Raw genomic sequence first — 12,942 nt, forward strand, 5'->3', positions numbered from 1 at the left:
GAAAAATAGGGGTCAATATCGAAATGATGAAAAAAGCTATGCTTGTACCACAGAAATCCAATCCTAAAATTTATTTAGGACACATATGATAAAAAATATTAAAAATATGGCATGTGGTTCAAGTTTAGTTGGATACGTAAAACAATGCGGAGAGTCGCTTATAGGTGGTACCAAAAACATTTATATGATTGCGTATAGCGACTTAAAAAATATAGAAGGCTCAACAAGTGTATATTCAATGACGGCAGGTAAGGTCTCAGAAGTTGGTTTACAAACATCTAAAAAGTTTGTCAAAATCGAAGTAGAAAATAAACAAAATAACGTAACCGATACAATTCAAATTGGTGATAATGGCATTATAAGCGGAACTTTCGCATTTAGTGCTTCAATGGTTGGTTACTCAGCAGAAGCAAATCAATTTGTTTCAAGTCTGTTAGGTCAGCCAGTAGCGATAATCATTGAATTAGCGAATGGCTCTTATGTAATCGGTGGATTGGACGGTACAATTCAGCTGAAAGAATCAGTTGGTACAATCAGCGCAAGTGATTTAAATAGGACATTATCGTTCAATGGTGAGATTTATGCCCCGACTCCCGAATTAGATAAAACTATTTTGGCAACCTTAATCTAATCCCAAATTAGATAAATTTAAAAATACAAATCCTTCCAAGGGGGCTTATTCTAGCCCCTTTTTTTATAAGCCAATATTTATGGAAAAATAGAAGATGATTATTGATAAAAAAATGCCTATAAATTCTTTGTTTTTCAATGTTGCACCATACATAATTAATGGAGAAGTCACATTGAAGTTCATAAAGGAATCATCTAACAAAGAATCTTCATTTACCATTATTCCCACCAAGATAACGGAGCGATTTATTGAGGTTAAGAATGATTTTGAAGGTATTGAAGAAGGGAAATATAAGTATCAACTAATCTATAATGATAGTGTAGTTGATAGAGGTTTTGTCCGAGTTATCGGAGAAGACAAAGAAGTTGCCATTGAGCGACCAACAGAAGTAAGAAAAGTGATTGATGGAAGAAAAAAATAACCAAATAAATTATAAAATAGAAAACTTTGCTCGGTTTATAACCCCTTTACCAATAGAACCCAAACAGAGCAACGCAGATAAGCATGTAAATTGGGGAGAGGACAATCTTTACCCTAATTTTTTGATTGATATTGCTGATAAATCATCGTTGCACGGTTCTATATTGAACTCAAAATCAAACTATATTTTTGGTGATGGTCTAATAGATAAGAAATCGGGAGAGTTTTTAAATGAAATCCAAGTTAACGAAGATGATTCGTTAAGCGAATTAATAAAAAAGTGTATAAATGATTTAGTTTACTTTAATGCGTTTGCTGTTGAAGTTACTTTTAATCAACTTGGAGAGCCTTACAATTATTATCACGTGCCTTTGCATCATGTTAGGTTGAACAATTCAAAAACGACATTTTTTGTTAATAAAGATTGGAAAAATACACCTCGTACAGTATTATCATATCCAAAGTATTTTCCAAAGTCGAACGATTCAACGGAGCCTAAAATATTTTATTTTAATTCTTATAATGTCAGCGTAAATAATACCTATTCAACACCTGATTATAAGTGTATCGAGAGTGCAGTAACTGATATGTTAGTAACGCAATTGTTCAAAAATAATACAGCAAACGGATTTAGCTTAACGAAAGTCATAAAGACCTTCAAAGGTATTCTAAATGACGACGATAAAGCGAGGACGACGAAGAAATTTAGAGAAATTTTTTCGGGAGCAGAAGGCGAAAATATGTTAGTCGAGTTCAACACACAACAGGAAAAGGGAATGGACATTGTAACTATTCCTGCTGATGATTACGCATCTAAGTTGATTGAAGTAATTAAAAAAACGGAACGTAATATATTATCAGCACATCAAGCGACATCATCAATTTTATTCGGGGTTGAAAAAGAGGGTTCATTAGGCAATGCCACTGAATTAGAAAACGCATACCAATTATTCAAAAATAATTATGTTAAAGATAAGCGAATTGAAATTGTAAATGCTTTTAATAAGCTATTCCAAGCTGACGACCGATTGCCAGTAATCGACCTAAAAGACAAAGAAAGACTTTTCAAACCTGAATTGGATTCAGCCACAAAGGAAAAGATATTGACCGTCAATGAATTACGTAGTGAAGCAGGCTTGGAGCCTTTGCCTGATGGTAATACGTTACTAACCACAACTCAATCTTTTGCATCTGATAAAAAAAAAGATGATGAAATAGAAAGCTATTCAGCGACATTAGAAGATTTTGAAAAGGTAAAGCATTTAGGTACAGCGAAAGAGGATTTTGTTTTAATCGGTAAAGCTAAATTCAGCGGTTGCGGACACTATCATTTTGCAAGCAATTATAATTCGATAGAAGAGTATCTACTTGATAACAAGATTGAGGGTATGACACTTGACGAAATTGCTATTAAAATTGGTAAGGAGCTAAATCAAAATATTACAAAGCAAGAAGTACAAAATGCTATAGAGTTGTTAAAAAATGCAGGGTTGATAAATACAAAAACCAACACAGCGAACAACATCATTCATACTGCACCATCAACAATTGCGAATGCAAATAAAATAGAAGTGTATTATGACTATGTGAAAAGAGATGAAGCGGACGGTAGCACAATTATCCCAACCACACGTCATTTTTGCGAAGCAATAATAAACAGTAACAAATACTACAGTGCGAGTGACATAATGGCCATCTCTAAGGCGCTGGGTTACAATGTATTAGAGTTTACTGGAGGATGGTGGAAAAATCGAAAAACGGGCGTAGTGAATAAGCATTGTCGCCACGAGTGGGTACCTGTAAAAGTGTACAAACCTTAATTATTAATATGGATAAAGTAAATTTAATAAGTATACAATCAATAAAAAATAATAGCGTACTGCCTGTAAATATCGACGAAGATATTATACAAATAGCACTTAATGAAGCAACTGATTTGGAGCTTGAGCCTTTAATTGGTGCTGAATATATTGCAAATATGAGAGCCAAAATTGCAGAAGATTCAACAACGGAAACGGACAATTTTGTTCTTGATGAAGTAATTGAGCCTTTTCTAATTTATGCCACTATTGCGTATGGAATAGACTATTTGCACCTGAAAATCAATAATAAAGGTATCAACGTTTCAACTGATGCAACGCTGTCAGCTTTACAGATAAAAGACAAAGATTCAGCGATTACGACCGTGAAACAAAAAATGGATGGCTATAAAATACGTCTAATCAGATACTTTGCGAGCGATAACGATGAAAGCACCAATACATCGATTGATGCTGATTCAACATTTAATTCGATGAACATCTATTTGGGTGATAATATAGACTATTCAGCACAATACTATAGAGAAAGAGCAAGCAAAGTAAACTATTATAGAAGGGGGTATTGATGGTTAGGAATCTAAAATATATCAAGAATATCATTGAAGATTATTTCAATCAACACCCTATGGTTAATGATGTTAAATTCGGAGATACCGATAAATTATCCACATATAAAAAACTGAAATATCCGTTGCTAAATTTTGAGTATGTAAAATCGAATTTCAATTCAGGTAATGAGAACAGTACAATTTGGGAGTTTGCAATCATGGACTTGTCAGATGAGATTACAGAATTTGATATTATAGATAGCACAAATGAAATTGCACAGGATTTTTTAAAATTCCTCGAAAATCACGATGACATAGAAATTAGTGGTAATATATCGGTAGTACCTTTTAGCGACAATTTCGGAGACATGTGTAGCGGTAATGTATTTACTGTCACATTTAGCTCATTCAGAAACAATTGTCTGAATATATTACCTAAAAATGGTTAACCGTAATTTTTTAGATTATATGTTTTCCAATTTTGTGGCATGAATGATATAATAAATATAACATTACCAAGTCACGGAGCTATCAAAGCATTATTAAAAGCAAAAGAAGATTTAGATTGCACTTTTATTTATGGTTTTTTCCTTAAATATAATGTAAAAATCAATCAATTATCTATTGAAATCGAACCGAAAGAGGGATATAAATACAATCCAAGTGACATCTTTCATCTAGCTTGGTATATTAAAGAATATATGATATAAAATTCAGTATATAACCACATCAACCCCTTTTTTAAGGGGTTTTTTATTGAGTTTAAACGATAGTTTTATTGTCAGAATCTTATTTGCTCGTATAGCTTTAAATTAAGCCCTATAATCAATTATTGTCAATTCCTAAACAAAGATATTCCGACCAAAAGTTATTGCTTTATACGTCATCTAATGAAGTGAAATTTTCTTTAAAGAGCCGATTATTTGTGAATTAAAAAATAATGGTCTATCTCTCTATAGGTCATCGATTATACTATAGTCAAAATCTATTATCATCCAATATTTATCATAAAATGGAAGACAAAAGACTACAATGGGCGGACTCCATAACGCTCCAACGAATAAACCTAATGCACCCTATCCTTAGGGATGAATTACGAAACCAATATTTAGAAATCAATACTCAATTACCCAAAGGTGTTAGACTAAGATTTACACATACACTAAGGACATTTGAAGAACAAAATGCACTTTACGCACAAGGTCGAACAACCAAAGGAAAGATTGTGACCAACGCAAAAGGTGGTACTTCGTGGCACAATTATGCGATGGCTATGGATATAGTAATTCTTTATGATAAAGACGGCAATGGAACTTTTGAAACTGCATCATGGGATGAAGACAAGCATTTTATGACCGTTGTGAATTACTTCAAATCAAAGGGTTGGAAGTGGGGCGGTGAATTTAGGAGCTTTAAAGATTCACCTCATTTTGAAAAGACATTTGGATTGTCGATTAATCAGGCATTAGAATTATATAATTCAGGAAAGACCACTATAAATAATGGTGTTAAGTACATTAAGATAGGAGGTTAATAGATGGAAATATTTAAAATCTTAAAAGAGGTTATTAACTCATTTTTTACCTCTTCAATTATCAGCAAATTGATATTTTTTATTTCAGCCTTTTTTGCTCCAATATATGAATTGTATATTTTACTTATATTCTTAGTATCTATTGATTACTTGATGGATTTGGCCGTATGGTTTTTCAAAGGGGACAAGCTAACCACAAAAGTGTGGGATGTAACCAAGCCTTTCATCATTAAATTGATTATGTATTCTGTACTTGTTATTACGGTTAATAGCGTTCAAATGCACCTGATTAAAGAAGCTTTTGAGCTATTTAAAATGGTCATTGCTATTCCCATCATTGCCGAATTATTAGGTATTGTTGCAACGGTTGAAAGATACACAGGCGTGCAAATAGTAGATAAGCTAAAAGGTTATTTAGGCAATTGGATAAGTTCAAAGGAACCAAAGAACTAACCTTTGTTACAAAGCAATCAATTTCAAAATTATTTTCATCTTTTCAAAAAATTATTCACCTCATTATTAGCTTTTTAAGTTTAAATAGATTAGTATAAAAATCTCTATTGTAAATGTCCTTTGATACCCCAACCTTTGTTATATGAAACTAAAAACAAGGGAAGGGTTGCAGACACTAATAGTTAGAATATGCAACAGTTATAACATAATAGTACCGCCAAATTTGGACGGTAAAACCTATCAAGAACTATTTGATGAACTGGTTTTGGTAAACCGTCAAATAATGTTAAAAAATGAATTGTTGAACAATATAAATTGGAATTAATTATATTTGGAATATGACTAAAATTGAACATGAAGCCCTAATTTTTGATAAACTCAAGAGTGTAGTGAAGCAAAAGGAATTTATTGAAACACTAGAGAACCAACTCAACTCAATCAATAGTACTAAAGATGCTGTAACGCAAATGTCTAATCTAGGTAATGAAGTCATTAATGACTTGGAGAATAAACTAGAAAAAAAGACTAGCGCAAAAGAAATCGCTAAGGAGGTGTATAATGAATTATTTATTCGCAATACCAAGGCAGATAAGAAAGTGTATGATAAGAACATCGATGACTACAAGCGAGATTTGAAGATGCAAAAAGAATATGCTAAAAAAAGTACCCCAAAAATATAGATAGGACACATTTTGGGACATATAAATAAAATAATATCCTGATAAAAAGGACTTTATAATTAATAAAATGAAGCATATGTTTTCAAATCTAGCTGTTATTCTACAAAACAATACTTTTGTGGAATCAGATTTTACACTGCCAGTACCCGTACTTCTTGCTAAGTTTTCTTTTTTACCTATTTCATCATTTTTTCCGGAAGCGAGTTCATCTTTTTCCGCTGATTGGCTAGATACCGTCCAACAGAGCGCGATTAGATCTACATTGGAAGGATTTAATGTCGGAATCAGTGGCGATGGCAATCCTGTCGCTTTACTTGAGCAGGCGATTGCTTTGACTAATCATGCACTTGCCTATAGTTATTTGGGGCTTTATTATTTTAAAATAGCGGCATATGACCAAGCTATTGCAACGTTTACAAGCGCAATCGAACAGTATAAAGAGGAACCGTTTTTTTATGCGAGCCGTTGTTTAGTTTATCGACTCATCGATGAAGACGAAGGTGCTTTCTATGATTATCAGATTGCCAAGAGACTGGATTTTAATTACCATAGTGTATTGGAATGGGCGGAGAATCAAGCTGAACTCACTTACTTTGAGGCCGATAATTTGGTTATTCAAGAGCTGGAATCGAAGCCAAAGCAGCTGAGTACTGACGAAATAAATTCATTGGGACTTGAATATGTTCATTGCTATAGCTATCTAAAAGCAATCGGTCTTTATTCTGCTGCTATTGCGGAATCCGATAACAAGGATAGCAACCTGTTTGTTTTTAGAGGAAGTTTGTACCTGAAATTGACCTGTTTTGAATTGGCATTGTCTGATTTCAATCAGGCTATTGCTCTTGATGAGAATCGTTCTGCCGCCTATATATTTCGCGCTAAAGTGTTTGAATCCTATCGTAATTACCAAAGTGCGCTGGAAGACTATGCCAAAGCGGAGGAAATAGATCGTGATTCATCGATCGTATACGAAGAAAGGGCATCTTTGTTTGAGCGGTTGGGGAATTTTGAGGAAGCATTATTGGATTTTGACCGCCTTGTTACGCTCAATCCGGAAGATTTTTATGTGTATTCATTACGAGCCGATTTGAATGAAAAGTTGGAGGATTTACCAGGCGCACTGGCAGATTACTCGAAAGCGATCGATTTGAATCCATATTATTCTGATTTGTATTCATATCGCGCAGCAATTCGTGAAAAATTGGGAGATCCTATCGGGGCAAAAGCCGACTTGGATAAATTCAATGAATTGGAAGATGAATAAAAAAAGTCCACCAAAAAGTGGACTTTTTTTATCTACTGCTTTAACTAGAGCACCCTTTATTTAATGATCCTTTTTATCTTATTGGAACGGGTAATAAGTTTGTGCAATTTATCATAATCTTCTGTGGCAATAGAATCGTGCAGGGATTGAAGCTGCTTGATATGTTCTTCGAGTACTTCGAGTACATTTTCGCGATTTTGCTTGAAAATAGGTGTCCACATATCGGGCGAACTTTTGGCAAGACGTACTGTAGATTCAAATCCCGATCCTGCCAGCTCAAAGATACGTCCCTGAGATTTCTCTTTTTCCAATACCGTTAAGGCGAGGGCGAAAGAGGTTAGGTGAGAGATGTGTGATACATAAGCAGTGTGTACATCATGTTCGTCCGCATTCATAAAACAGCTGCGCATCTCCAATTGGTCGGTGATGGCATCGGCGATCTCGAAAGCATCCTCATCAGTTTTAAATGCTTCGACATAGACCATCATCTTGCCTTTGAATAAGCCCGGTATTGCAGCCTCAGGCCCCGAATACTCGGTGCCGGCCATGGGATGGGCTGCAACGTAACGCCCCCGGTTAGGGTGATCCTTGATTTTGTTGAGAATATTTGTTTTTGTCGATCCCATGTCAATGACGACCTGATCTGTAACCAAATCCAAGATTTGAGGAACAACATGTAAAATAGCATCGACAGGAATTGTGAGCACCAATACTTTACAGCTCTTAATCGCATCTTCTAAGCTTGCTGTTTCGTCAATGAAGCCGATGTGCATCGCTTTATCTAAGTTCTTTTGACTCTTATCTACACCGATAATTTTGTCGCAGAATTTTGTTTCTTTTAGGCGAATGGCAACTGAGCCGCCGATCAAGCCTACGCCTACAATGGCAATGTTCATATGTAAACAATTATATTAAGCGTATTTTTGTTCAAATGTTATACACCGAACGCTTTATACCCTGGTTGTTTGTCGATCAATTATTCTATCGATAATTTCAAAGCAGTTAAGCTGCCCCGATATCGAATGTCTTAGAAATTATCTTTAATGCGCTGGATTGATTCTTTGAGTACCTCTACTGTGGCACAGAGACTGATGCGTATATATTGATCGCCTTTGTCTCCGAAAATTCCACCCGGTGTAATAAATACCCGTGACTTGTCCAAAACAGCATCGCTTAGCGCATAACCATCCTTGTATTTTTCAGGGATGCGTGCCCATACAAACAGACCTACTTGGTCCTTTTGATAAGAACAGTCCAGCAAATCCATAATTTCATACACCTGTTGACGTCTTTCAGCATAAATTTTGTTTAGATCAGCATACCAGGAGGCATCAAGTTGTAAGGCTTTTGCCGCAGCCAGCTGAACAGGTAAAAACATACCTGAATCCATGTTGCTTTTGAAACGGAGTACTTGGTTTATACGTTCTTCGGCACCCACGAGCACACCAATTCGCCATCCCGCCATATTGGAAGACTTGCTCAGCGAATTCAACTCAATGGCTACATCTTTCGCGCCAGGGATACTCATAATGCTTCTTGGCGTATCTGTCAAAATAAAGCTATACGGATTATCGTGGCAAATCAGGATATTATGCTCTTTGGCAAATTGAATCAGCTCTTGATAAAATGCATCGGGTGCCGAGGCACCTGTTGGCATATGAGGATAGTTTATCCACATCAGTTTAACCTTTGACAAGTCTTGTTTTCTGAGCTCATTTAGATCAATAAGCCAATTTTTCTCTTGTGTAAGATTATAGGTAATTGCTTCAGCACCACTCAATCTCACTGCAGCAGCATAAGCTGGATAGCCAGGATTGGGTATAAGTGCTTGGTCTCCTTCCTGAAGATAGGTCATACAGATGTGTACAATACCCTCTTTTGACCCTATTAAGGGTAATATTTCTGTATTGGGATTAAAAGTCGCGTTATAATAACGTTGATACCAATCTGCAACGGCTTGTCGTAGGGCGGGAGCGCCTTTATAATTTTGATAGCCATGCACATTTGGAAGTTGGGCATTCGTATTTAATGTCTCGATCACCTCCGGGTGTGGGGGCAAGTCTGGACTTCCAATTCCTAGGTTGATTACACGCGCACCCTGTTTGTTTAACTCATCTATTTCTCTTAATTTTTTGGAGAAATAATATTCTTCAGTATGCTGCAATCTTTTGGCAACGTCTATTTGCATTTTATTTTAATAAATTTGGTATTTGAATAAGGCTAAATTAGGGAATTATCTATTAAAAGGAGATTTTTTTATCGATTTTTCAAGCTGAACAAGCTGAATGCTTTAGTCTTGAGATGCAACAATTTTATAGTCCCTTACCAGGATATGCGCTTTTCTTGATTAATTTGTTATTTTTGTTCAATTTCCTCGTCAAAAATCTGAAAGTTAGAGGAGAGACCGACGAATGACTTTTCGTATAAAGGTAATTTGTCTTAGTTCAAAATAAATGAAAACATATTTTAGGCTCTTATCGTTTGCTAAACCCATTGAGAAATTTGCAATCCCATATGTAATTTTCACGTTGATCACGGTTATTTTTAGCACATTGAATTTAGCGTTGCTAGCTCCATTACTCCATACACTTTTTAACGTTGGTAAAGAGACCGCCGAGGTCGTAAAACCAGAAGCTTATACAGACATTCTCGCGTGGTTTAATTACTACGCCAGTGTTGCTAATAGCCAGTTTGGAGCCTATGGTGCATTGAAATACGTCTGTATTGTTATTGTGATCTCCGTATTTATCAGTAATCTATTTCGTTATTTCTGTCAGCGTATTATGGAGAATTTTCGCATTCATACCCTGCTTAAATTGCGCAGAGCAGTGTTTGATAATGTGATGGATCTGCATGTTGGCTATTTTACGGGGCAACGAAAAGGAGATATTGTTTCTAAAGTCGCGTCAGATGTGCAGGTAGTTCAGTATTCTGTTACAGGGACATTACAGGTGGTTTTTAAGGAGCCTCTGCAATTGATCGCTTATATCGTGATGCTTTTTAATATCTCTGCAAAATTGACTTTTTTCTCCCTCTTGGTTATTCCAGTCTCTGCATTTTTTATCGCAAGAATCGTTAAGAATCTTAAAAGTCAGGCGCATGCAGCACAGGAGTCGTATGGAAATATGATTTCCTATTTGGACGAAGCATTATCGGGGATTAAAATTATCAAAGCCTTCAATGCGGTCTCCTTTATTAAGAACAGATTTCATAATGAGAACGAACGTTATGCAAATATCGGCCGTGATATGGCTAAAAGACAACAGTTAAGCTCGCCTGTTTCTGAGCTACTAGGTGTCATTATGGTCGCAATTATTCTTTTATATGGCGGTCATTTGGTGCTTTCAGGTGACAAGGGGTTAACTGCACCGGAATTTATCGCCTATATCGCTATTTTTTCACAGGTGATGCGTCCGGCAAAAGCGTTGACAGATTCTTTTAGCGGTATTCATAATGGTCTTGCTGCGGGCGAACGCGTATTGGAACTCATCGATGAACGGACGGAAGTGAAAGATCGCGCCGACGCGAAGCTTGTGAAAAGCTTTGAGAAGAATATCGTATTTAACCAGGTCAATTTTTCGTATAGCAAAGATAAAGAGATTCTCCAGAACATCGATTTGACTATAGAAAAAGGGAAGGTCGTTGCATTGGTAGGGCCATCAGGTGGAGGGAAATCAACTTTGGTTGATTTGATCCCGAGATTTATGGACGTCACTGGAGGGCAAATTTTGTTTGATGGTACTGATTTACGGGATTTAAACCAGGATTCTTTACGGGACATGATCGGTGTCGTCAATCAGGAGTCTATTTTGTTTAATGATACGATTTTCAATAATATAGCATTTGCTAATCTTTCTGCCAGCCAGGAAGAGGTTGAAGCCGCTGCACGGATTGCCAATGCGCATGAATTTATTTTGAAAACTGAACATGGTTATCAGACCAACATTGGTGATCGGGGCGGTAAATTATCGGGTGGCCAACGCCAGCGGATCTGTATCGCACGGGCTGTCTTAAAAAATCCACCGATCATGCTTCTTGATGAGGCGACTTCTGCGCTAGATACCGAATCTGAAAAATTGGTACAGGACTCCTTATATAAATTAATGGACAATAGAACAACAGTTGTCATTGCCCACCGCTTAAGTACCATTCAGAATGCGGATATAATTGTAGTTATTGAAGCCGGAAAGATTGTAGAAGTAGGTAGCCATAGTGAGCTGATACAACGTGAAGGATTATACCGCAAATTAATCGAAATGCAACAATTTACAGATTAGCTTTCTTTTCTAAGAGGTTTGTCAAATTAGTTGTTATCACATTTTTTATTATAACTTTTGTTGCCTTTTCGGTACATTTGATTTAAGATAGGAGATACATTTAATGAACGCAATAGATAAATTGAATTTCTTGATTAACGACAAAAACTTAGCTGTCGAGTTGAGAGATATAGCGGAGAAAGTTTTGCGAGAGGAGCGTATCACTTTTGAGGAAGGAGTGCTTTTATATGAAAAAGGTGAGCTAGGCTATCTTGGTGTGCTTGCTAACTATATTCGTGAGAAACGCCATGGAGATCATACTTTTTTCAATCGTAATTTTCACATTGAGCCGACTAATGTTTGTGTCTATGACTGTAAGTTCTGTTCGTATTCCCGCTTAATAAAAGAACGGGCAGAAGGTTGGGAGATGGAAGTTGATGGCATGATGGATATTGTCAAAAAATATGACAATGAGGCTGTTACTGAGGTTCATATCACTGGAGGGGTTGTTCCTAAACAAAACCTCGAATTTTATGCCGATTTCTTTCGCAAATGTAAGGCGCATCGCCCCGAGTTGCATATTAAAGGACTTACACCTGTAGAGTATTACTATATTTTTAAGAAGGCAAAATTAAGCCATTACGATGGCCTGAAGTATTTGCAATCTTGCGGCTTGGATTCTATGCCAGGGGGTGGGGCAGAGATTTTTCATCCAGAAATCAGAGAGCAGATTGCACATGATAAATGTACTGCCGAACAATGGTTGGATATTCATGAGCAAGCGCATAAGCTGGGAATGCATACTAATGCAACGATGCTGTACGGTCATATTGAGCAGTTTTGGCATCGTGTAGATCACATGGAACGCTTGAGACAGCTGCAGGATAAGACTGGCGGTTTTCAGACCTTTATTCCTTTAAAATTTAGAAATAAGGAGAACCAAATGTCCCATATTCCCGAGGTATCCGTTATCGAAGACCTAAGGAATTATGCGATCGCTCGAATTTACATGGATAATTTTGATCATATTAAAGCGTATTGGGCAATGATATCGAGAGATACGGCCCAGTTGTCCTTGGCTTTTGGAGTCGATGATATCGATGGAACACTGGATGATACGACAAAAATATATAGCATGGCGGGAGCAGAAGAGCAAAAACCGGGGATGACCACACAAGAGGTTGTCGAGCTGATAAAAAATGTTGGACGCCATCCGATAGAAAGAGATACCCTCTACAATGTGGTGACTGATTATAATGATTTTGTTTTTGATCAAGGTGATCAAAAGAAAAGCTATTATGCATTACCTGTTGTCAATTCATAATCATATCACACG

The 12,942-nt window shown here is 36.4% G+C and carries 14 protein-coding genes; 12 read left to right on the forward strand and 2 right to left on the reverse strand.

All coding sequences use genetic code 11. From position 1 onward, the window contains the following. Positions 1–85 precede the first annotated feature (85 nt). The 10 genes from L1283_RS25020 to L1283_RS25065 all read left to right on the forward strand — a co-directional run bounded on the left by L1283_RS25020 (position 86) and on the right by L1283_RS25065 (position 7,350). The gene (locus L1283_RS25020; protein WP_429626566.1) at positions 86–631 is read left to right on the forward strand and encodes a hypothetical protein; all 546 of its coding nucleotides are present in this window, start codon (positions 86–88) and stop codon (positions 629–631) included. Positions 632–725: 94 nt separating this feature from the next. After that, positions 726–1,052, forward strand: a complete 327-nt coding sequence (locus tag L1283_RS25025; protein ID WP_429626567.1) for a hypothetical protein — start codon at positions 726–728, stop codon at positions 1,050–1,052. Next, complete coding sequence (locus tag L1283_RS25030) at positions 1,036–2,871, forward strand: hypothetical protein (protein ID WP_429626568.1); 1,836 nt, start codon at positions 1,036–1,038, stop codon at positions 2,869–2,871. The genes L1283_RS25025 and L1283_RS25030 overlap by 17 nt, the downstream gene beginning before the upstream one ends. An 8-nt stretch (positions 2,872–2,879) precedes the next feature. After that, complete coding sequence (locus L1283_RS25035) at positions 2,880–3,437, forward strand: hypothetical protein (RefSeq protein WP_429626569.1); 558 nt, start codon at positions 2,880–2,882, stop codon at positions 3,435–3,437. Further along, positions 3,437–3,868 carry a hypothetical protein gene (locus L1283_RS25040; RefSeq protein ID WP_429626570.1) on the forward strand — a complete coding sequence of 144 codons (432 nt, stop codon included), beginning with the start codon at positions 3,437–3,439 and terminating at the stop codon, positions 3,866–3,868. The genes L1283_RS25035 and L1283_RS25040 overlap by 1 nt, the downstream gene beginning before the upstream one ends. 39 nt (positions 3,869–3,907) lie before the next feature. Then, a complete protein-coding gene (locus L1283_RS25045; protein WP_429626571.1) occupies positions 3,908–4,129 on the forward strand; it encodes a hypothetical protein in 222 nt (73 codons plus the stop codon). Positions 4,130–4,431: 302 nt separating this feature from the next. After that, a complete protein-coding gene (locus L1283_RS25050; RefSeq protein WP_429626572.1) occupies positions 4,432–4,953 on the forward strand; it encodes a M15 family metallopeptidase in 522 nt (173 codons plus the stop codon). 3 nt (positions 4,954–4,956) lie between these two features. Further along, positions 4,957–5,406, forward strand: coding sequence for a hypothetical protein (locus L1283_RS25055; RefSeq protein WP_429626573.1), 450 nt, complete (start codon positions 4,957–4,959; stop codon positions 5,404–5,406). A gap of 338 nt (positions 5,407–5,744) precedes the next feature. Beyond that, entirely contained in the window at positions 5,745–6,086 is a 342-nt protein-coding gene (locus tag L1283_RS25060) for a hypothetical protein (RefSeq protein WP_429626574.1), read from the forward strand. A gap of 76 nt (positions 6,087–6,162) precedes the next feature. Then, positions 6,163–7,350: a tetratricopeptide repeat protein gene (locus L1283_RS25065; RefSeq protein WP_429626575.1), complete on the forward strand. Its 1,188-nt coding sequence runs from the start codon at positions 6,163–6,165 to the stop codon at positions 7,348–7,350. Between the two features lie 56 nt (positions 7,351–7,406). On the opposite strand, the gene L1283_RS25070 is transcribed toward L1283_RS25065, so the two are convergent. After that, on the reverse strand, positions 7,407–8,246 hold the full coding sequence (locus L1283_RS25070; protein WP_075993419.1) for a prephenate dehydrogenase: 840 nt from the start codon (positions 8,244–8,246) through the stop codon (positions 7,407–7,409). Positions 8,247–8,377: 131 nt separating this feature from the next. Continuing rightward, positions 8,378–9,538, reverse strand: coding sequence for a pyridoxal phosphate-dependent aminotransferase (locus L1283_RS25075; protein WP_075993418.1), 1,161 nt, complete (start codon positions 9,536–9,538; stop codon positions 8,378–8,380). Between the two features lie 265 nt (positions 9,539–9,803). Here L1283_RS25075 and L1283_RS25080 point away from each other — a divergent pair, with 265 nt between their 5' ends. Next, complete coding sequence (locus tag L1283_RS25080) at positions 9,804–11,627, forward strand: ABC transporter ATP-binding protein (protein ID WP_088162240.1); 1,824 nt, start codon at positions 9,804–9,806, stop codon at positions 11,625–11,627. Positions 11,628–11,730: 103 nt separating this feature from the next. After that, on the forward strand, positions 11,731–12,930 hold the full coding sequence (gene mqnE / locus L1283_RS25085) for an aminofutalosine synthase MqnE (RefSeq protein ID WP_120332600.1): 1,200 nt from the start codon (positions 11,731–11,733) through the stop codon (positions 12,928–12,930). The last annotated feature ends 12 nt before the right edge of the window (positions 12,931–12,942 follow it).

The organism is Sphingobacterium sp. HSC-15S19, assembly GCF_050433745.1.
Taxonomy (GTDB): domain Bacteria; phylum Bacteroidota; class Bacteroidia; order Sphingobacteriales; family Sphingobacteriaceae; genus Sphingobacterium; species Sphingobacterium siyangense.